This is a genomic window from Arthrobacter sp. 05L417 (assembly GCF_056397865.1).
The window spans coordinates 42,900-65,739 of the sequence record NZ_JBFTOG010000037.1 but is presented as its reverse complement, the minus strand read 5'-3'; the positions used below and the strand labels follow the sequence as shown (position 1 = coordinate 65,739).

Genomic DNA, 22,840 nt, shown 5'->3' with positions numbered 1-22,840 from the left:
CTGCTCGTCCGGCTCGTCTGGCATCGCACCACCAGCCCGAAGCACGTCCTGGAACACTCAACCTGGCGACGAAAACACCAACACCGCGCACGACATAGTCATTACAAATCCCGCGGACACACCCCATAAACGCGACTGTAGTACTAGGCCGTGACTTCCCCACCTTCCTCACACTGCCCGCCTACGCCAGATACCTTCTGCATGGAACCAACCATGTGGAGTTCGCGGCCGTCTAGGACCAATTACGAGTCGCCCCTTATGAACAGACGGGCGGGGAATGGTCGGTCCACCGCTCCCCGCCCGTCAACGCATCGCCGCCGATGTTCAGGAGCCGCAATGCCCGCTATCGGGCTGTGATGAGGGACGAAATGAGTGGCGCGAAGCGCTCATCTGAAAGCTTGGATCCCGGTCCGGGCTCAAAGGCACTGTTTTCCAGCAAGCTGATTGCGCCCTCATGATACTTGCGCACAGCTTGAACGACGGCCTCGGCATCCTTCTGTGAAATGGCGCTTATTATTGCTTTCCTGTCCTTATCAGCGTTTCCGGTTAACGTCCGCCAGAACTGCGCGTCGTCGGGGAACAGATCGCTCTCTATCCGGTCGAGAAGCTGCACGAGGAAGCCGCCGAAAACTCTCAGAAGTGGTTCCCGGGCGCATGCCAGCAGTGCGGTGAGGAAAGCTACAACGCCGTCCAGGATTTCACGGGAAGTGGAACCGTGGGCCACGGCCTTGTTGGCTGCGGTCAGCGCCTCTAGATTCTCGGGCATAGCCCTTTCCACAGCCAGGACCGCTGCCTGTTCGTTGATGAGCGCCAGAAGCCGAAGCACTTCGCTGATTTGGACACCCTCCATTTGCATGGCGGTTACCAGCGATGACCTCACGAGGGCGCTCGTATCTTCGACAACATATGTGCCGCTTCCGTGCCGGACCTCCACGAGGCCCATTACTGCGAGCGCTCGGATGGCCTCCCTGATCGTGGACGGACTTACGCCGTAGGTCGCGGCCAGATCCCGCTCGGTCGGTAGGCGCGCTCCTTTGCTGATCTTTCCTGTAGCGATCAGACCGCGAAGTTCTTCAACAATCCGTTCGGCCGTGTTGGTACTTCTCAGCGTGCCGGCAGCTGTAAGGCTAACGGCTGGGGGTCGGGAGGCCGCTCTTTGAGTAGGCATGTTGCAAGAATAGCCTACAAGTCACCCAGTGACTCTCCGCCAGGCAAAACCCAGTTAAAAGTCACCCAGTCACCTTGACTGATTAACTCTTCCGGCGGATACTAGAGGTCAACTTGTAAAACACGATGGAGTGTGTTCCCCATGAAAATGAAGCCTTTTGCGGCGACCCTGGCCGTGCTGGCACTTTCCGCGGTATCTGCCTGCGGAGCAAATCCGGCCCCCTCAGCAACTCAAGCGGGAGGCCCGACCTCGATAACCGTAGGGGTCAGCCCATCCACAGCTTCGGCAGCGGTCTATCTGGCAGCTGAGCAGGAATTCAAGGAGCAGGGCCTCGATGTCAAAATGGCCACGATCCAGTCCGGGGCGGAGGCGATTCCCCGCCTCCTGAACGGGGAGTTGGCCTTCGCCCTGGGTGACGCCGCCGGCACCATGACAGCAGCGGCGAACGGGGTAAGCATAGTGGCGTCCGGTGTTGCTACAACTTCGCCTTCGGATCCGAACAAGGACTATTCAGGCATCATCGCTGCAGACCCTGCGATCACCGACGTAAAGGCCCTTGAAGGAAAAACGGTGGCGGTGAACCAGCTAAAAGGCATTTCCGAGCTCACAGCCCGTGCTGCGATAGATAACCGGGGCGGGAACTCGGCAGCTGTCCAGTTTGTTGAGTTGCCATTTCCGCAGATGACCGACGCGGTGGCGTCAGGGAAAGTCAACGCGGCACTCCTGGTTGAGCCCTTCTTGTCCGGAGCTAAGGCCAAGGGTCTTCACACGGTGATAGCGCCCCAGGCCTACGCAGTCGCGAACCTGCCGTCGACGATCTTCGTCTCATCATCGCAGTTCGCTTCGGGCAATCCCGACGTGGTTAAGAAATTCCAGACGGCGATGAGTAAGGCATCGAAACGCGCGAATGCTGACGCCGCCGGCACCCGCCGGATCACTGCGACGTACACGAAAATCGCGCCGGAACTCCTGAACGTCATAACGCTGCCCATCTACGCGGAAGATGCCGCCGACACCTCGGGTATGCGGACACTCGCAGAGCTGATGAACAAGTACAAGCTTCTTGATAATCAGCCAGACCTTGACTCCCTGCTGCTCGGCGGCAAGTAGGGCCGGAGGCGAGACATGGTTCAGAACGATTCCAGTACAGCAAAGTCATCGTTGTCCCCTGGACGCGATCGGGGCCGCGATCGGAAAAAGGTGATCTTGAGAGCTGTTGCTTTCGTGGTCTTCATAGGTCTCTGGGAGGTACAGGCCTTGCGGTTCGGGCAGGATATTGTTCCTTCCCCAGTAGTCGTCGCTGCCGCATTGCTACAGCTCCTGCCCCAGCAGGCTTTCTGGGCGGCGATGTGGGCGACGATCAGCGGCTCGCTTATTGGACTGGCTATCGCTGCGGTCCTGGCAGTCCCCCTCGGGCTGTTGGTTGGCGGCAGCTCCTTTCTGGGGGCCAGTACACGGCTTTCCGTGGATTTCCTCCGGACAATCCCGCCGGTCACGCTTATTCCCCTGATCGTCCTCCTCTACGGTCCAAGCACGTGGATGAAGATTGTCCTCATCGTTTTCGGTTGCGTATGGCCCCTCTTTGTGCAGGCTACGTATGCCATTCGTGAAGTTGAGCCCGTTCTTCGCGATTTCGCTTATGCTTCCCGCCTGCGGAAGCGGTTCCTGTGGTTGAACGTTCTGCTGCCCAGTTCCGCGCCCTTCCTGTTGACGGGGTTTCGAATCGCCAGCACGATCGCGCTGTTGCTGGCGGTGGCGGCCGAACTCATCGGGAATGCACCTGGAATCGGGCGCGAGATCACTTTGGCGCAAATGGGCGCGCAAGTACCTGCCGCTTACGCATACGTCGTGGTCGCCGCGCTTCTTGGGGTCGCGGTCAATCTGGGAACAGCCTTTGGTCAGCGGAAGGCTCTGTTTTGGCATCCCTCAGTACGTGGAAGGTGAGAGAACCATCATGACTAACAGGACACGACGAGGTTTTCTCAGAGCGTTGAAAGGCCTGTTGCTTGAGCTATGGCTGCCGGTGATAGCGGTGGCCCTTTGGCTGGCACTAAGTGCATCCAGCAAGTCGCCTTTCTTCCCACCGCTGCAGATGATCCTCGCGAAGGCAGTGAAAGTCTGGATCACAGACTCACGCCTCACAACTGATCTGCTCCCCAGCCTTTTGAATCTCCTGATCGGCTTTGGGATCGCGGTTCTCGCAGGAGTTGTGATAGGCACAGCTTTGGGACTGCTGCCCACCGTTCTGGAAGCGGTAGAACCCGAGTTGGAATTTCTGCGGGCTGTCCCCGCCGTGGCAATACTGCCGATCGCGATCATAGCCATGGGCCTCGGCGACGACATGAGAATCGCTGTCATCGCCTTCGGGGCCGTGTGGCCGGTCCTGCTCAACACCATCGCGGGCATCCGAGCTCTCGACCCGGTAGTAAAAGACATGAGCACAGCATTCTCGCTGTCACCATCGACGCGGCTGTTCGTCGTCCGCCTTCCGTCGGCCGCTCCGCAAATTCTGGCGGGGGCGCGAACAGCGCTCTCGATAGCCGTGGTCCTGATCGTCGTCAGCGAGATGACCGGGGCGCACCGCGGCATTGGGTACTTCATTCTGGCAGCCCAGCGCAACTACGCCATCACCGAAATGTGGACCGGCATGCTGGTCCTCGGGATCCTGGGCTACCTGCTGAATCTTGGCTTCCGAGTTCTTGAAGCCCGCGTGTTGCACTGGCACCCCAGCTATCGAACACAAAACCAGTCACAGTGGAAAGTCGCGGCACCGAAAGTTGCGGCACCTGGCCGGCAGGCCACCTCAGGAGCTGTTCCCCTGTGAACCAGACAAACCTAAATCAGACCGAACGGGATTTGAAGCCGTGACTACACCACACAGCACCAATGCTGCCGCCAAGATCATAGCTGCGGAAACTGAAAGCACAGATAGCGTCAACGCCGTGATCGAAGCGGTCAACCTTGGGCATTCATACCTGACGTCCGCCGGTAGCGCGGAAATCCTTGGTTCCATCGAGTTCTCGGTCGCCCCGGGGGAATTTATCTGCATCGTTGGCCCATCAGGGGTAGGCAAAACCACTCTCTTGCGCTGCCTTTCCGGGCTCCAGCGACCAACTGCCGGTCACGTGGCGGTTGACGGCAATTCGCTTACTGGCCCAACGACAGCGATCAGTTTGGTCTTCCAGGACTACAGCCGGTCCCTGCTTCCTTGGCTGAGCGTCCTCGATAACGTGATGCTGCCGTTGAAAGGGCGCGTCTCCAAGCGCGAACGGCTGGCAAGAGCGGAAAAAACGCTGCAGGAAGTCGGACTCCAGGAGGCCTCAGGTCGCTATCCCTGGCAGCTCTCGGGAGGAATGCAACAGCGGGTAGCGATCGCCCGCGCCCTTGTATGCGAACCACGAGTGATGCTCATGGATGAACCCTTTGCCTCAGTGGACGCACAAACAAGAGAAACCCTTGAAGACCTGGTACTTCGGATCAGGGAAGACCAGGGGCAATCCGTTGTACTGATCACCCATGACATTGACGAAGCGATCTACCTCGCCGACAGGGTGATTGTCCTGGGTGGCCGACCTGCCAGTGTCCGTGCCAACCTTCCGGTTCCGCTGGGCTCCTCCCGTAGCCAGCTTCAAACCAAGGCACGGCCCGAGTTCGCTGAACTCCGGGCACAAGTGCACAAGCTCATCGGGACCTAAAAAGCTGTGCACCATAACTTAGCGAACATGCCCGGCTAGCGAAGATGCCCGGCTAGCGAAGATGCCCGGCGCCGCTTGGCTAACCAAAGCCTTACGAATATAGAGAAAGAGCGTGTGTATCTCCCATGAGGCTCGTCAAATACCTGCATAATAACCACATACGCCTCGGCATTAGAGCCGGCGATGGACTCGTCACCGACAGTGGCTTCTCTGACCTGAGACAATTCCTGGAAGCTCCTCCTGCCGATAGGTCAGACACCATCAGTAAGGCCGCCAGCCATAGCCAACCTGTGCGTCCGGAGAAACTCCTTGCACCAGTGGCCGAACGCTGCCAGATCATCTACACCGGCGGCAACTACGCCAGCCACCTCGAGGAAGTCGCGCACCTTCTAGCGCCCAAGGAACCAGTCTTCTTCCCTGGTCTTTGGTCGTCCGTCATAGGTCCTGGTGACCCTATCGTCATCCCGGAACCGAAGAGCGCCGTCGACTACGAAGCTGAACTCGCGTTTGTCATCTCGAAGACCGCCAGCAAAGTCAAGGCATCTGACGCATGGGACTACGTGTATGGCTACACCCTGGTCAACGATGTGAGCGCGCGGGACGTCATGCAACGCGAAGCCATGCAAATCATGCTCTGCAAGAGCCCGGACACGTTTTGCCCAATTGGCCCGGAAATAGTAAGCCGTGACGAAATTTCCGATATTTACGGGCTCAGGATCACCACTACGGTCAACGGCGTCATCAAACAGGATTCGACCACCGGCACCATGCTCGTGAAAATCTCCGAGCTCCTTGAATTCCTGACCCAGAGCGTCACCCTGCAACCTGGTGATGTCGTGACGACGGGAACACCCGGCGGAGCTGGCGCTTTCCGCAACCCACCTGAATTCATGTCTCCCGGAGACACTGTCACCGTCGCCGTAGAACAAATCGGAGAACTTACGAACCCCCTGACCGCTGCATGGCTCCAAGAAAATGACAACCGGGCCCAGCTCCAGAAAGCAGAAGGACTTCCAGCATGACAACAGGACACCTGACAGCAAGCCTTTCAAAGTATTTCGGTGAACGCTTCCTGACACAGGAGGACCGGCGCTACGACTCCGCGCGAAAAGTGTGGAACGGCATGATCCAGAAACGGCCCCTTGGTCTCGTCAAATGCGCCGATGGACGAGACGTATCAATCGCCCTGACCGAATCCGTGGCAGCAGGAGTGCCAATTTCAGTTCTCGCCGGAGGACATCAGATCGCCGGTAGTGCCGTTGTGGAAGATGGCATCGTTCTTGACCTCAGCGGCATGCGTTCAGTGAACGTGGACAAGCAGAGTTCCACCGTGTCAGTGGGTGGAGGCGCACTGCTGAGCGACCTCGACAGGGCCGTGTCCCGGTATGGTCTCGCCGTTCCGGCAGGCGTTGTCTCCCACACTGGAGTGGGAGGACTGACCCTGGGCGGAGGCATTGGATGGCTCTCGCGCAGCAGGGGACTCACCTGCGATCGGTTGGTCTCAGCGCGCATCATTGACGGTACAGGCCGGGAGAGGTTCGCCAGCAGCACCGAGAATTCGGACCTCTTCTGGGCCATCAGGGGAGGTGGCGGGAACTTCGGTGTCGTCACCGAGTTCACCTATGAAGCCGCCCCCATCGGGTGGGTAACGTTTGGAACGCGGACCATACATATGCAGCAGGCGCGAGCAGCGCTCATTGAATATGGCGTCCGGGCCCCCACGCTTCCCCGTGAACTCCAGGTCATGGTCAAGGTACAAAAAGCCGAAAGCCAGTCAGGTCCAAACCATCGGCGAGGTGAACCAGTGGTGACCTTCGAGTGGATATGGTCCGGCAATCAGGCTGACGCGCAGGCAGCACAGGAATCGCTCGGGTTGGAGGACTTCGGGTCCGCCCAGGTATCCACCCAACGGTTCGCGGAAGTTCAAAGCTACCAGGACCACCGGTATCCGCACGGCTTCAGATATTTCCTTAAGCCTGGCCACTTCAACGCGCTGACGGGAGAAGTTGTGGACGCCATGCTCCAGGCAGTGGAAACAATGCCCGCTGAGGACGCCCAAATTGAGGTTCTCCTGCTCGGGGGCGCCATTGACGACGTGGCTGAAAGCGAAGCAGCCTACCCCAAGCGATCAGCACGCTTCGCCTACAACGTCACAGCCGGCTGGGAAAGTGAACCACTGGACCAGGAACATGTCTCCTGGTGTCGCATGACACACCAGTCCCTCAACCGTCTGGCGGCCGAAGGTGCCTACATAAACTTTCTCGGTGCCGACGAAGTTGCCGACCTGTCAAGCATATTCGGGGCAGCCAAATATGCCCGGCTCCGCGATGTCAAGGCACAATACGATCCCGGCCACGTGTTTCAACCGATGGTGCCAATCCCCCCGGCGGAAAGCCCTCTCGCCACGACCACAGGAACCAGGTGAATCATGGAAAGAAACGCCACAGCACCGAAAGTAGCTCTCGCTGGGATTCATCACCTGAAAATCCCCGTCACCAACCTCCAAGCGAGCCTGAAATGGTACGAAGAGATTCTGGGAGCCGAGCGATGCCCGGAATATGATCACTTCGACCGGCATGGGAAGCTTTTTGCGTATATCGTCACTATCCCGGGAATTGACACATACGTTGAACTTCGCCTGGCGCCCAAAGTCGCCGAGCGCATCAGAGGGTTCGATCCAACAGTCCTAAGCGTTGCGACGCTCCAGGATCTTGAACTGTGGGAACAGCACCTGAGCCAGCATGGAGTCCCAAACTCCTCCATTCTCCGCGGCATCGTGGGCTGGCTGCTCGTCTGCCATGATCCCGACGGCCTCGCAATCCGTTTCTACACGCTGGAAACCCACGAATTCGACGCCGAAGGATCAGACATGGATTCATCTTGGGTGGTCTACCCCGACTGAGCAACTGCCCCGTTCCTCTCCGTGTGCCAGCTGCCCCGCGGAGAGGAGCGGATTGCTCTACACCTGCATGGTCCTTGGCCAGGCAAGGTCATACCCGGCACCCCACTAACCTACCGCTTCACCGCTAACTCCAACACCCAGATTCCTCCGCCGGCCAACTATGACTGCCCTGCTTCAACCATCGCCCCCCTTCTCCCACCAGGACACGAAAACCATAGGAAAACCGTAATGCCGACGCACATCCCGCCCACCGCCAGCCCAACCGTATCCACCGCAATCGCGGACGTGCTGGCCGAGCGCGCGAGCCACCTCTTCGGCCTCATGGGTAACGGCAACGCCCACCTCATCAGCCACCTCACCAGCCATGGATTCCCTTTCACCTCCGGGCGGCACGAGGCCGCCGCGGTCGCGATGGCTGACGCTTACTACCGTGCCTGCGGGCGAATTGCGGCCGCGACCACTACCTACGGGGCTGGCTTTACCAACGCGTACACGGCCCTGGCCGAGGCAAGGCTCGCCAGGGTGCCCCTGGTGCTCATTGTCGGGGACGCCCCAAGCACCGGACCGCGGCCGTTCGACATCAACCAGACCGCATCCGCAGAAGCGATAGGAGTCGTCACACTCGTAGCACACCGCGCCAACACGGTAGCGATTGCCCATCGGGCTTTCGACCTCGCGCTGCGCACCGTCCAACCCGTCGTCCTCGCCATCCCTTACGACCTGGCCACCGAGCCCTTGGACGGGCAGTCTGACCTCGAACCCATGCCCGCCAAACCCGTCTGGAATGCGTCCGGCAAGGACCTCGACCGGGTCGCCGGTATCCTGCGGAACGCCCAGCGTCCGCTCCTGCTCGCCGGACGAGGGGTGCTGCTCGGAGACGCCACAGGGCCCTTCAAGGAACTCGGCGACCGGTTGGGGGCCATGTTCATGACCTCCGTCATGGCCACGAACCTCGTCGACAGCCCATGGAACCTTGGTATCGCCGGAGGCTTCGCCCGCGAGCACCGCCTCGACCTCGCCCGGCAAGCCGACGTCGTGCTCGTAGCCGGAGCCTCCATGAATTCCTTCCAGCACCGCTACGGCACCCTCTTCGGGCCCGACGCCCGGGTCATCCGCATTGACAACGAGCCACCGAGCGACCACCCGCACGTCGACAAGTACATCCGGGCCGACCTCGCACCCTTTCTCGAAGCACTCACAGGCCGCATACCCACCGCCGACGAGCACCGGACATGGCGGCATGCCGCGGCCGAGGTGGCGGAGGATGAGTTTCGCTCGATCGGGCCCTACGAGGACCCGAAAGAGTTCGGCCCAGACGGGCGCCTCAACCCGCGCACCGTCGTCGCCGCCCTGGAGCAAATCCTCCCCCCGCTGAGGTCAATCGTCATGGACGGCGGACACTTCATGGGATGGGCCCCTATGTACCTCTCTGTGCCTGATCCGCAAGCGATGGTCCTGGTCGGAACCGCCTTCCAGTCAATCGGCCTAGGCTTCAGCTCCGCACCGGGCGTCTCCATCGCCCACCCCGAACGGACCACCGTCTTCATCACCGGCGACGGTGGGGGCCTCATGGGACTGGCAGACTTCGAAACCTTCCTCCGGACCACCCGCAGAGGCGTCGTCATCGCCCTCAATGACGCCGCCTACGGCGCCGAACTCCACCAGTACGCCTCCAAAGGCCTCGACCCGACAGCCATGCTCATCGACGAAGTAGACTTCTCCGCCATCGGCCGCGCCCTCGGCGCAGCCGGCCACAAGGCAACGACGCTCGAAGACCTGAAGATCCTCCAGGACTGGCTCGCCAAAAACGACAAAGGCGTGTTCGTACTTGACGTGGCCATATCCCGTGAAGTCATCGTCGAATGGATGTCGGCCTCCCTTGCAGTAAAACAGGACGTATAGGCAAAGGGACCGGCAAACAAACCGCCCGGGCACCTTATGGGAAGCAACGCTGGCGTACGCGGCAGCGAAGGCTGTACTCACGACCTACAGCAAAGGCCTCTGAAGAAGTCGTACGCCACCGCCTACGCGGGCCCCGATCAGTGCGCGGTATGGAACAGGGTCGAAGGCAACTTTCCGGGGCAAGAGTGGACCTGAAGTACAGCTTCACTCTTCGTCAAGGACTGAGTCGCAGCTTGGACATCACGGCATAGAACGTGAACGAGGCTTCCAACACCGAGCCTCTTAGCATCGCAACCCAAACTCCGAATAGATCAAGGAAACTGGGGTCAATCCACGCCGGGGCTTCCTCCAGGGTTACCCCTCCACTGGGCATCACTTGAATATCGGGGAACGGGCCCCGCAGTTGGCCAATGTAGCCTGGGCCGACGACCGATGCGGGGAAGATTTTGACGGCGGTTGCTCCTGCGCTCCACCCGGCCAGGAGTCGGTGGGGGTGAGCCCGCCGGGGTAGACCGGGATGCCGGCGTTCGTGCCGGCGTTGATGATGGCGGTATCGGTCACCGGCGTGACCAGGAAAGCGGCCCCTGAGTCCAGGGCCTGCCGGGCCTGGCCGATTGTGGTGATGGTGCCGATGCCGAGGTTGGCAGCGTCGCCGGAATCCTGGGTCAGCTCCTGCATGGCGTCGAACACGCCGGCGCTGCTGAGGGTCCCCTCGAACGAGGCTCCGGCGATGTGACCGCCGTCCAGCGGCAGCAGCGGACTGAGGTTGAACACTCCGATGAAGAGGTTGAACGAGCCGATCACCAGGCCCAGCAGCGCAGCCTTGCCGCCGACGTCGAAGCCCGCGGCGTCGGAGGACGCCACGTTCGCCGGCGATGCGGGATCCGCCGATGACGGACATGGGTCCGTCCTTCGCCCGCTCGTTCTGGCCGAAGATGGCCTCGGCGACGTTGTACACCCGGGCGGGCAGCTGCACGATGGAAGACACTGCGTGCCCGGTCATCTCGCCGATGCGCTCCTTCGAGACGGGGCCGTGCCTGGTCAGCACCTCGCGGGACTCCGGCTCGACACCGAGGAAGCCCACTGTCGCAGTCCGCTTCGGGCCGTCACCGTCGAGGTCCCGCGGCATGGCAATCGTGTGCGAGGCCCGGAGCTTCACCTGCGTACCATCGCGCTCCACCTCCATGGCAGCGACGCTGTCGCCGTTGGTGTGGATCAAGTCCGACAGCTGCGACCACGAGGTGACTGGCTGGCTGTTGAAGCTGACGACCACATCGCCGGGACGCAGCCCCGCCGCCCGGGCGGGGGAGACCTGGTCGCTGTCTTGGCACGCGGTGCGCTTGGCGTCCTGGGGGATCACGCAGTCGGAGACGACGGAAACCGCAGGGCGGCCGGTCGGCTCGACCGAGTGCACGCCGTAGATGCCATAGACACAGAGGAAGCAGAGGAACGCCAAGGCGATGTTCACGCCGGGGCGCGCCACCATCACCAGGATCTTCTTCGCCGCGGGCAGCTTATAGAACAGACGGTCAGCGTCGCCGGGTTCGACGAGCCCCGAACTCCGCCGCCCGGGTCTGCGAGACCATCTGTGCGAACAGGCCCGTGTTGGACTTGCGCAGCGTGAGCGGCGCGTCCGGGGTCGCGGCGCTGGCTGCGACGAGGACGTCGCTGTGAGCTTCCTGGTGTGCCGGCGCGGCTGCTGTATCTACTGGCACCTGCTCGCCGGGGGAAATCTGCTGCTCGCGGTCCGTCTCGGGCGGGAACATGCCGATGATCTTCACGTAGCCGCCGAGCGGGATGAGCTTGATACCGTACTCGGTCTCGCCCTTCTTCAGGGACCAGACCGTCGGGCCGAAGCCGACGATGTACTGGCTCACCCGGCACCCGAACTTCTTCGCGAAGTAGAGGTGCCCCAGCTCGTGCAGCGCGATCGAGACGAAGATCGCGGCCAGGAAGATCACCACACCGAGCGCGTACAGGGCGACCTCCGGACCTGTCACGGTGTGTACCCCTCGTCGGGCCGGCTCTGTGCGATCGTCATCGGTGCATCCCCTCGTCGTGCCTCGTCTGTCGATGCTCTATCGCGATAACAGGGAGCATCGACTCGTATACGTCAATTCTCGCATGTCGAATGCCATTCAGACAGGACGCGGCATTGATGCCGAGAGATGCGAAGAGCCCTTCCTGATCCTCTTTCGATGATCAGGAAGGGCTCTTCGCCCGCGCGGACCCGGGTCAGTCCGAGTCACCGCGCGTCAGCTCAAGAGCAGCCGCCTCACGCTCCCTGTAGACCTCGTAGAGCGTCCGGCCCGCCGCATCGACCTGCAGGAACGCCAGCAGCGCCTGGTCGACGTCGATCATCCCGGCGACCACAAGCGCGAGCTGCGCCTCGAGCCAGGTCTTCATCACGCGCCAGGCAACACGCTCAGCCTGGGCCCGGCTGGTCCGCTCGGCGCGCGATCCCGCCTTCAGCCGGCCGGCGGCGTCCTCCTTCTGCAGCAGCGCCTCCATGCGGTCGACGCTGGCTGGAAGAGAGAAGCCGCGCTGGCCATGCGGCGTCGCGAGCAGGAAGTCCAGGGAACTGGGCACGCCGGAGGCGTCGTAGTCGACGCTGATCCGGCGGGCCCCGTGCTGCGCGAGCAGCGCCTGCATCTCGGCGACGGTCTGCGCCGCCGAGATCTTCGTGGAGTAGTTGACCGGCGCAGCCACGACTCAGCTCTCCTGGTCGTCGTCCACGGCGGCATCGTCGACGGGCACCAGCTCGCCAATGCCACGGACCGTCCAGTCGCCGCTCGCCACATTGACGAGCCTGCAGTTCGACCCGGTGGTGGCTCCGAGTCATACTCCTCGAAGACGTAGACCCGCGGCGGCGCGTGCACGCCTTCGTAGACGTCCTCATCGAGCATCACGCGGCCGCCGAGCTCGACGCCCTTGTGCATGACGACCTCCGGCGACTGTTCCGCCTCGTCGTCACAGTCAGCGGCGTGGGTCCCGGCGGCCGGGGCCGGAGCCCCGGCCAGCGAGCCGAGAAGCTCGGCTCGGCGCGCATCGAGCTCAGCCAGCCGACCGAGGAGCTGACCCTGCTCGTCCTGCAAGGCCAGCAGCTCGGTCACGGCCACGGAGGGGCCAGGCGCGACAATCACGCCGCGGCCTTGCTGCGCTTGCCCTCGGGCTTCTGTACCTCGACGGCCTTCGCCGCCAGGTACAGGCCCTCGCGGTTCAGGTGGCGCGAGTACGCGGCGTCGAGGTAGAGCACCGGGATGCCGCCGGCGGCCTTCTGCAGGACAGGGCGCAGGATCTCCTTGATCGGGCCCGAACCGCCGCCGTAGACGTACACCACCTCGGTGGTGCCGCCGACCCCGGCGAGGACGTCCTCGAAGCGTGCGCCGATCTCCTCGCCGAGGTACTCGGCCTCCTCGTCGACGTAGCCCTTGGCGCGGTCAAACCTGCCCTGGAGGAATACGCTGGGCTCCTGCTGCAGGAAGTCGGCCAGCGCCTTGCGGTTCTTGAACCGCAGGTCCTTGTCTCCGCTGGTGCTCATGCGGTCCAGCGCGTTCGTCAGCGCGGTGCCGTAGCCCTGGTCCAGCGTGCTGGCCGCTTCGGAGTTGAACGCGCCGTCGGTGAAGACGGGGAAGTTCACGGTGCCCTCGCCGACGTCGACGCCAACGGTGTTGCGCACACCGACCAGCAGCTCGGCGGTGACACCCTGCAGGCGCGCGGCCTCCTCGGGGTCCGAGGCCCGAAGATCGTCCAGCAGAGCCTGCGCCAGCGGCGCGCCCTTGTCGGTGATCGCGAACTGCGCGGACGCGCCCTCGGGCAGGACCTGCACATCCTCGAACTGCAGGCGCACGGTGACCGGCGTGGAAAAGTTCTTCACGGTCACCAGGTGCACCGTGGGGTCAGCCGCGCCCAGAAGTCCCACGAACTGGGCAGCGTAGGCGCTGCGGCGCTGCACGTACTCGGCAATCGGCAGAGCCAGGCCTGCGCGCACCGTGGCGCGCAGCTCGCGGTCCGGCAGCGCGCCGTGCTCGCGGACATAGTCGCGCAGGGCCTTGGCGGCGAAGACACCAAGGACAAGCACCGAGCTCAGTTCCTGGTCAGCCTTCGAGCGGGATCCGACGACCTCGAACTGCGTGAACTTCGACCCCGGGGTGCTCAGTGCCGCGCGGCCGAAGGTGCGCAGGTCCGAGTGCCCGATCAGGGGAGTGGTGAACGAGGCGGCGACGCGGTTGTAGAAGTCGTCCTCCACCACGATCTTGAAGGCATCCGAGTCAGCCTCGGGCACCTTGGGCGTGGAGCGCGAGGTGCTCACCACGGCCGAAGGAAGGTCGATCGTGTCAAAGACCTCCTTGCCGTGGACCTCGCCGCGGATGACGCCCTTGACGTATCCGTTGCCGACGTCGATGCCGCCGGTGAGCTGGATGGTCTTCTCGGCGGTGCGGGTGTTGCTCATGGTTGTGTCCCTCTCGGTCAGGAAGTCGGTGTCTCAGGAAGTGCGGTGCGGATCAGCGGGTGAGGAAGGCGTCCAGCCCCGAAGGGACAGAAGGCTCCTCGGCGGGAACAGGGTGGGGCTCGCGGACAGGAGGCGTGGGCGGCGGCTGAACAGCCTGGGCTGCCTCGACGCGCTGCACGGGCTCTGAAGGAACAGCAACAGGCACGGCAGCCTCGTCACGGCCTTCGCGACTCTCGTGCTGGCTTTCACTCCCGTCACGGCCGTCATCGCCGCGTTCCTCTCCTTCATGGGCCTCGCTGCGCCCAGGGTCCTGCTCGCCCTGCGGCGGGCGGCCGCGCCGGGGAAGCTGCTCGACGGGACGGTTGACCACGTCGATGTAGCCGTCGCGCTGGATGGACTCGCGGATCAGCAGTTGGAGCGAGCGCGAGATGTCGTACTGCTCGTCCAGCCACCGGTTCGTCGACTCGTCGGCCCGCGGGACGCTCCAGCGCAGACGGCGCGGCTCGGCCTTATCGGTCATCGCGAGCACCCCCTTGCGCCCTCGTGCTGATGGACACTGTCCTCGGTCATTGCGGCCCCCTCTCATGCGCGGTCCCCGAGGCGCTACTGCCAGTCGGGGACCTTTCGACTCATGTATCAGCCATCATTCTACTGGTCTTTAAATGGTCTCTGCAAGGGCCATGCCAAGACCAGCAAAAGGCCACCAGCAGATCAGGCCTGCATCACCGTGAGCGACCCCTGGCCGCGGCGGGACCCGTGGGAGCCGCCGGCAGGACCAGCAGAAGGCCACGGGTCAGCCGGGGAACCAGAAGACACAGGACTCATCAAGGGCTCACCCGGGACCGGCACGCGGTCCGCTGCGGACCAGCAGGAGACCTCGATCAGGCCACGGCACATTGGAGGGCGCTCGGTGGACCCACACGAAGCACAGAAGCGCCCTCGAAGAGACCAGCAACAGTCCACCGTCGCGAGCTGGACCAGAGCAGACCTGTAAGAGACCATCATGAGACCAGTAGTGTGCCCGAAGCGGCCCCGAGGAGCGCCATCCGGCACTCAATGGGGTCTGAATGGCCTTTCTGGACTCTCTCGGGTCTTGTATGGGTCTGGTCTGTGTCACTGTCTGGCCATGCCGATGCAATGATCTGTCCACTCCGGGACCAGAAGGGATCCAGCGATGCGGGCCCGGACCGGTACCTGGAACACCCGCCGGCGACACCTCTAGGCAGTCCTGGAGCGAGCGGAGGAGCTATCGGAGCAGGGTGGAGCAGCTATGGTTGCGCCTGTGGCGTCACCGACCCGCCCGGGGGCCGCAAGGAGAGCGAAGGGAAAAGGCGAACTGGGTAGTAGGGCCCCGCATGGAGCGAAAGGGCAAAAACTCCGCTTCCTTCCGTGTCTCACGGGCGGTGGGGGTCCAGAAGGTGAGAACCCGTGAGCCTCTCCAGGAAGCTGGACCTGGTGGGAGACCCGGACGGCTCCGTGACGCTGTGGAAGCGGGGGCTCCCGTTGGATCCAGGGAGGCTTCATGCTTCCCGGGAAAGCTCCTCTTCTGATGCGTCCACGAGGGACAGGCCGGGCGGTGGCCGTCGAGGACTCGCTGTCGCTCATCCGGGGGTGCAGCTGCCACTAGGAGGGGCAGCCGGCCGGCCCGGAACGGACCCCGGCAAGGAAGCGGTGTGGGCCCGCCTCGGACGCGGTGCGACAGGTGCTGGCGCGACCGTGAAACAGAGCCGGAGAGTGAGCGCCCGCACACCGGTGCGACAAGCGCACCGACAGATCAGTGCAGTGCTGTGACAGCAGAGTTTTCCACAGCCTGACGCGACAGGTCGCGGGGAGTGTGGACCGCTGCGCGCCGGGTCTGATGCGCCTGCGGCAGCAGGATGCACCAGGGGGCGCGGACCGGGCTGCGCCCGATGTCGCTGACGCTACGTGTGAGGACCCGTACGGGTACCTGCTCGTGCCTCGCGGTGGTGCGGAAGATGCATCCGTACGGCGTTGCAGCGGACGGCAAAAGGGCTGTACACCCAAAAGCCCGTAAATCCAGCGGAAACGACGTGACCCGTACACCCGCTGCGCGGATGGAGAGGGGGTGTACGGGTCAAGGGTGTACGGGTCGTTTCCCCTGATATTCCAGGCTTCCGCTAACGCTCCAGCCGTGGAATGGCGAAATGGCAGCAAGAGAGGAAAAGGGCATAAGGGAACCTGGCAACAGCGGTCCTGCGGACCCTCCGCTTCGCTCCGGTCTCTCGCTGCGCTTCGAGACGCTGTTGGTCGGCATAGCCGACAGGTTCCACCGCTCGCTTCGCTCGCCGGTCCGTCAGTCGCTGCGCTCCCTCCGGCTATGCCCAGCGCTGCGCTTGAGTGGAGGACGCCCCCGCCTGCCCCGCCGCATTTGTCCACAGGTGGACGACGCGGCAAAGGGTGCAGCCAGGCGGTGGATCACCTGGCGCTGCGCACCAGGTTTGTCCGAGGAGGACGGCCCGTCGGCCGGCCCGCTGCGCGGCCCAGTCGGAGCAGTTCCCGACACGGTTCACCAGTGGGCCGTCAGGCCAGCGGAGCTGGCACGGGAGCTGGACCGTACATCGAGTCTCCGCGGACCCCTGGCGGGACCTGCACTCGATGCCCGACACCTGCATCCCGAGAAACAGAAGAGGCATCGTCATGACACACGCCCGGAAGGCATCCAGGTCCGCACGCCGGCCACAGCCGCAGCTCTCGCCCTACGACACCGGAGCCAGGTGCGAGGCCAAGCCGTGGATCCCCTACGGAGAGCGAGTCACTGCGGCGACTCCGGCGGAGAGCTTTGGCAAGGTCGACTTCGACGATGAAGAGAGCGGCACGGTCTGCGTCGCCTACCTCGAGCGCGACATGGACGGTGGATACACCCTTCACGTCGCACCGCTCAGCGAGGACCGGAAGGTCCGGGTGGCAATCCATTACGAACGCGGCGTTGCCAGGGTCAATGGTGCCCAGGCGTCGGCAGCTGCCGCGTAGTGACCTGCCGACTGAGAAGGAACACCGGGAATCATTCCGGAAAACATTGCGGCGAAAGAGGACGCGAATGATGCAGCGACAGACGAGTATCACAATCCGGACTGCCACCGCGGCGGCCTCGGCGGGATCTATGCCGATGACCAAGATGACCAGCCGGGAGGCATCACGATGACCAGTGGATTCAGCCATGCCCTGCTCGTGACCGGTTCCCGAACCTGGGACGCCGCGGAGGCCATGAAGGCGGCTTTGAACGAGGCCTGGAGAGCCTGGGGACCGTCTGCGGTCGCCCGACCCGTGCTCCTGTCAGGGCACTGTCCCAAGGGTGCTGACGCCATGGCCGAGCGGCTGTGGCGGGCTGCCGGCTTCGAAGTAATTGAGTTCCCGGCCGACTGGAGCGCTGAGCCCAGGGCGGCGGGCTTCACCCGGAACCAACGGATGGTCGATGCCCTCGTCGCCATGCGCGCCGGGGGAACGCAGGTCCGTGTCGCCGCCTTCCTGGACCTTTGCAGCAAGTGCGACCAACGCACCGGCCAGCAGCAGCTGATGCCCGGAACGCCAGGGCACTTCTCACATGGCACCGTGCACGCCCGCTCCCGCGCCCTGGCTGCAAGCATCGAGGTCGAAGACATCATCCACCCGCGCCTGCCTCCGTTCTGACAAGTGCACACCCCGGACATGACAACAGCCCTGCAGCTGGTGCTGCAGGGCTGTTGATCCTTGATTCGAATAGGCGGCCGGAAATCTCTCCGGTATGGCCCGAAAGACTGCGGAAAGGGTGAGGCTAGAGAGTCCGCTCGATGCCGTGTGCCTCATCGTGGGCCTTCATGACAGCTTTCGGAATGCGACCAAACTCGGGCACTTCATGACCGTTCTCGCGCGCCCACTTACGGATCTCCTCACGTTCCTCGGGCGTCGTCTCGGGCACGAGTCGCTTCTTCTCGCCCTTCTTAGTGGCCTTTCGACCCTTACTGATGTATTCCTTGAGATTCTTCTCAAGCTCTTTGCGCTCTTCGTCGGTCAGGTCTATCTCGAACCAGGTGTCGCCCAGTCCGAAGGTGACTGTGGCAGCATCCGGCTTGCCACTGATGTCCGACTCCACAATATTTCGAATAGCCATGTCTTGAATGGTAGACGATCCGAACCACCTTAGAGAAGTCTTTGGGCGCGCCAGAACGACAGATCTTTCGAATGCCTTCATCATAGGCCGAAAACACTGCAATACCAGCATAATCCACCTGCCACACTGCTAAAATCACACTGCCAGTGCGTGCCTTTCCCCACCCCTGTAAACCGACCATTCGACACGATCGAGAGGCCCCCCACCATGACCATTCTCCAGACCGTCGACGACCATCCGCTGACGGGCGACGGCGTCGACCTGTTCGCCCTGATGTGCCAGCGCCGCGGCTGGACCGACGAGTACCTCCGCGAGATCGAATCAGCTGAACACGACGAGCTCCTGGGCCTGGCCGAGATGGTCGAGGCCCTGGAAGACGCCCGGGCCGCCGGCCACAAGGTCACCATCGCCCCTGACTTCGACATGGACGGGATCTCCTCCGGTGTGCTCGGCTACGCCGGACTGTCAGAGCTCGGCTTCGACGTCGAGCTGCACGTGCCCGACTACCGCCGCGGCCACGACCTCACGCCCGAGGACATCGCAGAGATCGCCGCGACGTGGCCGGACACCAAGGTCCTGCTGACCTGCGACGGGGGAGTGAACTCCCACCGCGGGATCGCCGCCGCCCGGGCTCTGGGATGGAAGACCCTGGTCACCGACCACCACGAGGAGCTCGAACCCGGTTCGAGCGCCGACGTCACCGTCGACCCCTGTCGGATGGACGAGACCTACGCCAACACCGGCATCTGCGGCGCGCACGTGCTCTACCAGGTGTTGGAGGCCTATGCCCGCGTCCACCGGCCGGAGAAGCTCTGGGAGATCCGCCTGCTGCGCCTGTTCGCCGGCCTGGGCACCGTCTCCGACGTCATGCCCGTGCTGTACGAGAACCGGCAGCTGGTGCGCGACTCGCTGTCCATCGCACGGCTGCTGTACGCGCCCGCGCCGCGCACGGTCCCGACCCCCTGGGGCTTCGACCCGGACCCCGAGGCGATCGACGTCGGGCAGTCGACGCTGATGCAGCTGCTGCGCGTCGACCCGCACCACCCGGCCTTCGTCCGGGCCTTCGAGGGCTTCGCGGTCCTGCTGAAGGCTTTCGGCCAGGCAGGCAAGGTCCGCGACATCGACAGCATCGACGAGGGCTTCTACGGGTTCTACCTCGCGCCGGCGATGAACTCCCCGCGCCGCACGGGCGACCCGCTCGCACCGTGCTTCGGCGTGTTCACCGCGCCTGACCAGGACTTGATGCTCGAGGCGGCACACCAGGTCATCGCGACCAACGAGAGCCGCAAGGAGCTTGTCGAGGTCCACACCCGGGAGCTCGAGGAGGGTGATCAGCCGCTGGCCCCCTGGGTCTACTTCTCCGAGGCTTACCCGGGCATGTACGGTCTGCTCGCCAACCGGCTGATGGAGCGCCACGGCCACCCGGTCGTCGTGCTCAACCGTCCCGCCGGGCCGGATGACTACGTCGGAGGCTCCGGCCGGGCACCGTCGTGGTTCGGCATCATCGACACGCTCGAGCACCAGGACGGCATGCGCGCCATCGGCCACCAGCAGGCCTGCGGCGTCAAGGTCGACCGGGCGGAACTGCTCGACGGTCTGGTCGAAGCATTGCGGGAGGCCACGCAGGTTGCCCTGCTGGCTGTCGTCCAGGATGAGCGCCGGGCCGACCTGGTCCTGGGCCCGGACCGGGACTGCGATGCTGGCCTGGACGACCTGGAGCCTCTGGTCGGCTTCGTCCGGCGTGTGGAAGCGCTGCGGCCCTTCGGCCACGGCTTCGTCGAGCCGGTGGTCGAAATCGCTGTCGAGCCCCTCGGGCTGCGGGTGGACCGGATCGGTTCCGATACTGACTGCGGCCATGAGCGCACCGACGCCAACCTGATGACCAACGCCCGCGGCTACCGCGTGTGCCGCCTGTGCAAGAAGCACCTGCGGCTGGTCACCAGGTCCGGGCTGTCCTGCCTGTGGTGGAACGTCGCCGAGGAGAAGGAGCCGGAGATTTTGGCTCTGACGCGGTCGGCCAGCCGCACCGAGGTCGGAACGCTGCGTTTCATCGCGAAGCTGCAGCTAAACACCTTCCGGGGCGAGACCCGCGTCCAGGCCGTCATCGAAGAGCAGATCCCCGCGTCTGTCTGACCACGGAAAGGAGGCGGGGATGCCCGCTCCACCCATCAAGTCCCGGCTCGTCTCCATCGCGTGGTGTGTCCTCGTGCCCCTCGGCGTGCTCGCCGCCTACCTGGGACTTGGCCTTGCCGTAGTTTCCGTGGTCGGCGAGCCCGTCCTGGGTACGGCGGTGCTCGGAGGCCTGGTGGCGCTGCTCGTCGGCGCTGCCAGGCTCTTCCGGCCCCGGTGGTTCGCCAACGCGCCAACGGTCCGACCGATGTCCGGAACACCGCGCTTTACCCGAACGGTGCTTGGATGCCTGGCTCTGGCGTTCTTCGCCGGCCAGTCCCTGGCCCTGTGGCTCTATACCCTGGGCGGCTCGGCGGGATTCGATGAATCGACCCGAGCCAGGACAGACGCCGGTCCCGTCGTGGCACTCCTGCTCGCACTGGTGGCAGCGCCGGTGGCCGAGGAGATGCTTTTCCGCGGCCTGCTCTACCCGCTACTGCGGCGCAGGGTCGGCATCGTCGCGGCGGTGCTCGTCACCGCCGCGGGCTTCAGCCTGCTGCACGCCAACGTCGTCCAATTTGCTGCCACGCTGCCCCTGGCGGTGCTGCTGGCGCTGGTCTACGAACGCACCCGCGTCCTGTGGCCGTGCGTGCTGCTCCACCTGGCCTTCAACCTGGCGGCCGTCCTTGTCCCCGCCCAGCTGCTGGGCGCACTGGCGAACCCTGTCTCAGCGCTGCTGATGACCGCGGGGTTCCTCGCGTGCGCCCTGGCGGTGTACCGCATGGCGGCACCCGCGCCCGGGCCTGCACAAGACGACAGGGAGGCCGGCGGGGAAGAAGGCAGGGAAAGCGAACCACAGGCCGCATAGCGGCCGGGCTCAATGTGCAGGACTGACGCTGGTGCCCTCCGGGCGACCTTTCGGCCGTGGGCCGACGGTCGCTCCGGAGGGCCTGCTCTCGGGTGACCGGGGTGATCCGGTCACCGGGGGATTGGCTGAAGGATTTTCGTCAGCCAGACCTGAGAGGAGGTGGATCCACCATGGCAGTCGTCAACAAGTGCGCGTATGACGCGCAAGGCCGGCTCGTGCGCCCCAGCGGCAGCGAAGTGCGCCGTGCGCGGTTCGCCAGCGACTTCGACACCGGTGAGAGGCCGACCTTCGATCGAGGGTCCATGCACTTCTTCACCATGAGCACCAGCGGCCGCACGGCGGAGCAGGCGCACGAACGCGCCCGCGAGATGCTCGCCCGCTTCTTCGAACGCGCCGAGTCCGTCGCCGGCTTCCGCAAGCTCGAGATGCGCCGGAGGCAGGGTGTGATGCCCTGCAACCGCAACGTCTCCATCACCTACGAGATCCTGTACGCCGTCGAGGACGGCCACCGGGTCCGTGCCCACATACCCGAGTCCCCCAATGCGGGATACCGGCGAGGCCGCAGCGCGGCCGCCTTCTAGGCGGCCGGCGCACCCTGGGCCTCGCACCAGCGTGATCGCGCAGAAAGGCCGGAGAGCTCCCTTCCCACGGGGATGCTTCTCCGGCCTTTCTGTTTTCACGTTCCTGTGACAACAACGCCTGGTGACGGTTCCTGGCCCTAACACCAATGCCCACTCTATCAGTGTCGATTCATCATGTGCAATGCAGTTGGCATCCCATTCCGGCGACCATTCGAAGGTCTGTCTCGGAATCACTCGGTATCACTCGGAAGCCCGGTCGACCAGGACGCCGGACCCATCGCGATCGCTCCCGTCAGGGCCGTCAGGGCCTGATGTTCCGCTGCGCGGGAGGACGCAGCGCCGAGGTGTACCACGTGTCGTGGTACACGTCCCGATCCCAGTGCTGGCCTGCTCAAACGGCGGGTCAGGCGACCGCGGCCGAGGGAGTCTGTACCACGTGCCCGAGCGGACGTGGTACGCCGTTTTGCCTTAGTAGATCAGCGTTTTCGGCAGGTGTACCACGAGTACCACCAGATTCCGAGCGTTTACATATGTGCGCGAAGGACGCCTCCGATCGGTCATCCAGCCAGTAAGAGCTCTTGTCCCCATGCGCGTATATCTAGTCTTTATTTAGTGGTACAAGTGGTACAGGGGGTATATAAAGCCCGTCTGACCAGGGCAAACGCCTGTACCACGTGCAAATCTCCATGTGGTACACCCCGTTTGGAGAAGTCCTGAAATCCCGACTGACCAGGGGAAACAGGTGTACCACGTCAAGTGGTACACCTTCCGATATCCATAGGGGGTATACCGGCTCGCTGCTGCAGCCGGATCCCAGCTCTGGAGGTTCCCGGCCGGCCGGTCGGAAGAACTCCCCGAACCCCGACCAGGGGGTCGGGCGGCTCACGCCGCCCGCGGGGGAGTGCTCGAGCACGAGAAGCCAGCGGCTCCGTGGGGCATACGCCCCCGGAGCCGCTGTTTCTCATTCCAGACCGCACGCTCTCGTCGTGTCGCCGTGGCCTCCGGGTCTCGCGCGCGACCCCTCCGAGCCCCACCCGGGTACCACCCGGGACCT

General features: G+C 63.8%; 19 protein-coding genes and 3 pseudogenes. 14 read left to right on the top strand and 8 right to left on the bottom strand.

The annotated features are described in order from the left end of the window. Window positions 1-343: 343 nt before the first annotated feature. A complete protein-coding gene (locus AC1DJW_RS21305; RefSeq protein WP_476902444.1) occupies window positions 344-1,168 on the bottom strand; it encodes a FadR/GntR family transcriptional regulator in 825 nt (274 codons plus the stop codon). Window positions 1,169-1,309: 141 nt separating this feature from the next. On the opposite strand from AC1DJW_RS21305, the gene AC1DJW_RS21300 reads away from it, so the two are divergent. The 8 genes from AC1DJW_RS21300 (at window position 1,310) to AC1DJW_RS21265 (ending at window position 9,667) form a co-directional block, all read left to right on the top strand. Further along, complete coding sequence (locus AC1DJW_RS21300) at window positions 1,310-2,278, top strand: ABC transporter substrate-binding protein (protein ID WP_476902443.1); 969 nt, start codon at window positions 1,310-1,312, stop codon at window positions 2,276-2,278. Window positions 2,279-2,374: 96 nt separating this feature from the next. Continuing rightward, window positions 2,375-3,112: an ABC transporter permease gene (locus tag AC1DJW_RS21295; protein ID WP_476902442.1), complete on the top strand. Its 738-nt coding sequence runs from the start codon at window positions 2,375-2,377 to the stop codon at window positions 3,110-3,112. A 58-nt stretch (window positions 3,113-3,170) separates the two neighbouring features. Further along, window positions 3,171-3,992, top strand: coding sequence for an ABC transporter permease (locus AC1DJW_RS21290; RefSeq protein ID WP_476902441.1), 822 nt, complete (start codon window positions 3,171-3,173; stop codon window positions 3,990-3,992). 40 nt (window positions 3,993-4,032) lie between these two features. Further along, a complete protein-coding gene (locus tag AC1DJW_RS21285; RefSeq protein WP_476902440.1) occupies window positions 4,033-4,863 on the top strand; it encodes an ABC transporter ATP-binding protein in 831 nt (276 codons plus the stop codon). 290 nt (window positions 4,864-5,153) lie between these two features. After that, complete coding sequence (locus tag AC1DJW_RS21280; protein ID WP_476902439.1) at window positions 5,154-5,885, top strand: fumarylacetoacetate hydrolase family protein; 732 nt, start codon at window positions 5,154-5,156, stop codon at window positions 5,883-5,885. After that, complete coding sequence (locus AC1DJW_RS21275; RefSeq protein WP_476902438.1) at window positions 5,882-7,288, top strand: FAD-binding oxidoreductase; 1,407 nt, start codon at window positions 5,882-5,884, stop codon at window positions 7,286-7,288. The genes AC1DJW_RS21280 and AC1DJW_RS21275 overlap by 4 nt, the downstream gene beginning before the upstream one ends. A gap of 3 nt (window positions 7,289-7,291) precedes the next feature. Further along, complete coding sequence (locus AC1DJW_RS21270; RefSeq protein ID WP_476902437.1) at window positions 7,292-7,765, top strand: VOC family protein; 474 nt, start codon at window positions 7,292-7,294, stop codon at window positions 7,763-7,765. Window positions 7,766-7,993: 228 nt separating this feature from the next. Then, window positions 7,994-9,667, top strand: coding sequence for a thiamine pyrophosphate-binding protein (locus AC1DJW_RS21265; protein ID WP_476902436.1), 1,674 nt, complete (start codon window positions 7,994-7,996; stop codon window positions 9,665-9,667). Between the two features lie 214 nt (window positions 9,668-9,881). Here the strand turns inward: AC1DJW_RS21265 and AC1DJW_RS21260 are convergent. From AC1DJW_RS21260 to AC1DJW_RS21245, 4 genes and pseudogenes are all read right to left on the bottom strand, one after another. Beyond that, a pseudogene (locus AC1DJW_RS21260) lies at window positions 9,882-10,345 on the bottom strand (bifunctional 4-hydroxy-2-oxoglutarate aldolase/2-dehydro-3-deoxy-phosphogluconate aldolase). Window positions 10,346-10,874: 529 nt separating this feature from the next. Beyond that, a pseudogene (locus AC1DJW_RS21255) lies at window positions 10,875-11,153 on the bottom strand (PDZ domain-containing protein); the annotation flags it as partial. A 261-nt stretch (window positions 11,154-11,414) separates the two neighbouring features. Then, a pseudogene (locus AC1DJW_RS21250) lies at window positions 11,415-11,646 on the bottom strand (site-2 protease family protein); the annotation flags it as partial. 256 nt (window positions 11,647-11,902) lie between these two features. Then, on the bottom strand, window positions 11,903-12,376 hold the full coding sequence (locus AC1DJW_RS21245; RefSeq protein WP_476902435.1) for a hypothetical protein: 474 nt from the start codon (window positions 12,374-12,376) through the stop codon (window positions 11,903-11,905). A gap of 164 nt (window positions 12,377-12,540) precedes the next feature. On the opposite strand from AC1DJW_RS21245, the gene AC1DJW_RS21240 reads away from it, so the two are divergent. Continuing rightward, entirely contained in the window at window positions 12,541-12,918 is a 378-nt protein-coding gene (locus AC1DJW_RS21240; protein WP_476902434.1) for a hypothetical protein, read from the top strand. Here the strand turns inward: AC1DJW_RS21240 and AC1DJW_RS21235 are convergent. Together AC1DJW_RS21235 and AC1DJW_RS21230 are read right to left on the bottom strand one after the other, a co-directional pair. Beyond that, on the bottom strand, window positions 12,807-14,120 hold the full coding sequence (locus tag AC1DJW_RS21235) for a hypothetical protein (protein WP_476902433.1): 1,314 nt from the start codon (window positions 14,118-14,120) through the stop codon (window positions 12,807-12,809). The two genes, AC1DJW_RS21240 and AC1DJW_RS21235, sit on opposite strands and share 112 nt — an antisense overlap. Window positions 14,121-14,172: 52 nt before the next feature. Next, window positions 14,173-14,640 carry a hypothetical protein gene (locus tag AC1DJW_RS21230; RefSeq protein WP_476902432.1) on the bottom strand — a complete coding sequence of 156 codons (468 nt, stop codon included), beginning with the start codon at window positions 14,638-14,640 and terminating at the stop codon, window positions 14,173-14,175. A gap of 2,138 nt (window positions 14,641-16,778) precedes the next feature. Between AC1DJW_RS21230 and AC1DJW_RS21225 the strand changes: the two genes are divergently transcribed. Both AC1DJW_RS21225 and AC1DJW_RS21220 read left to right on the top strand, forming a co-directional pair. Further along, a complete protein-coding gene (locus tag AC1DJW_RS21225) occupies window positions 16,779-17,111 on the top strand; it encodes a hypothetical protein (RefSeq protein WP_193593401.1) in 333 nt (110 codons plus the stop codon). 168 nt (window positions 17,112-17,279) lie between these two features. Continuing rightward, a complete protein-coding gene (locus AC1DJW_RS21220) occupies window positions 17,280-17,768 on the top strand; it encodes an SLOG family protein (RefSeq protein ID WP_476902431.1) in 489 nt (162 codons plus the stop codon). A gap of 124 nt (window positions 17,769-17,892) precedes the next feature. Here AC1DJW_RS21220 and AC1DJW_RS21215 read toward each other — a convergent pair whose 3' ends face one another. Further along, complete coding sequence (locus AC1DJW_RS21215) at window positions 17,893-18,228, bottom strand: histone-like nucleoid-structuring protein Lsr2 (protein WP_056387574.1); 336 nt, start codon at window positions 18,226-18,228, stop codon at window positions 17,893-17,895. Window positions 18,229-18,435: 207 nt separating this feature from the next. Here AC1DJW_RS21215 and AC1DJW_RS21210 point away from each other — a divergent pair, with 207 nt between their 5' ends. The 3 genes from AC1DJW_RS21210 to AC1DJW_RS21200 all read left to right on the top strand — a co-directional run bounded on the left by AC1DJW_RS21210 (window position 18,436) and on the right by AC1DJW_RS21200 (window position 21,786). Beyond that, window positions 18,436-20,361 (top strand): DHH family phosphoesterase, encoded by a 1,926-nt coding sequence (locus AC1DJW_RS21210; protein WP_476902430.1) that lies wholly within the window; start codon window positions 18,436-18,438, stop codon window positions 20,359-20,361. Window positions 20,362-20,380: 19 nt separating this feature from the next. Continuing rightward, window positions 20,381-21,205 (top strand): lysostaphin resistance A-like protein, encoded by an 825-nt coding sequence (locus tag AC1DJW_RS21205; protein ID WP_476902429.1) that lies wholly within the window; start codon window positions 20,381-20,383, stop codon window positions 21,203-21,205. A gap of 170 nt (window positions 21,206-21,375) precedes the next feature. Further along, complete coding sequence (locus tag AC1DJW_RS21200; protein WP_056387565.1) at window positions 21,376-21,786, top strand: hypothetical protein; 411 nt, start codon at window positions 21,376-21,378, stop codon at window positions 21,784-21,786. Window positions 21,787-22,840 lie beyond the last annotated feature (1,054 nt).

Bases quoted from the DNA above. Each gene is read 5' to 3' on its own strand.
- AC1DJW_RS21305 (WP_476902444.1), bottom strand. From the start codon at position 1,168: ATGCCTACTCAAAGAGCGGCCTCCCGACCCCCAGCCGTTAGCCTTACA.
- AC1DJW_RS21300 (WP_476902443.1), top strand. From the start codon at position 1,310: ATGAAAATGAAGCCTTTTGCGGCGACCCTGGCCGTGCTGGCACTTTCC.
- AC1DJW_RS21275 (WP_476902438.1), top strand. From the start codon at position 5,882: ATGACAACAGGACACCTGACAGCAAGCCTTTCAAAGTATTTCGGTGAA.
- AC1DJW_RS21270 (WP_476902437.1), top strand. From the start codon at position 7,292: ATGGAAAGAAACGCCACAGCACCGAAAGTAGCTCTCGCTGGGATTCAT.
- AC1DJW_RS21265 (WP_476902436.1), top strand. From the start codon at position 7,994: ATGCCGACGCACATCCCGCCCACCGCCAGCCCAACCGTATCCACCGCA.
- AC1DJW_RS21235 (WP_476902433.1), bottom strand. From the start codon at position 14,120: ATGAGCAACACCCGCACCGCCGAGAAGACCATCCAGCTCACCGGCGGC.
- AC1DJW_RS21230 (WP_476902432.1), bottom strand. From the start codon at position 14,640: ATGACCGATAAGGCCGAGCCGCGCCGTCTGCGCTGGAGCGTCCCGCGG.
- AC1DJW_RS21225 (WP_193593401.1), top strand. From the start codon at position 16,779: ATGACACACGCCCGGAAGGCATCCAGGTCCGCACGCCGGCCACAGCCG.
- AC1DJW_RS21220 (WP_476902431.1), top strand. From the start codon at position 17,280: ATGACCAGTGGATTCAGCCATGCCCTGCTCGTGACCGGTTCCCGAACC.
- AC1DJW_RS21215 (WP_056387574.1), bottom strand. From the start codon at position 18,228: ATGGCTATTCGAAATATTGTGGAGTCGGACATCAGTGGCAAGCCGGAT.
- AC1DJW_RS21210 (WP_476902430.1), top strand. From the start codon at position 18,436: ATGACCATTCTCCAGACCGTCGACGACCATCCGCTGACGGGCGACGGC.
- AC1DJW_RS21205 (WP_476902429.1), top strand. From the start codon at position 20,381: ATGCCCGCTCCACCCATCAAGTCCCGGCTCGTCTCCATCGCGTGGTGT.
- AC1DJW_RS21200 (WP_056387565.1), top strand. From the start codon at position 21,376: ATGGCAGTCGTCAACAAGTGCGCGTATGACGCGCAAGGCCGGCTCGTG.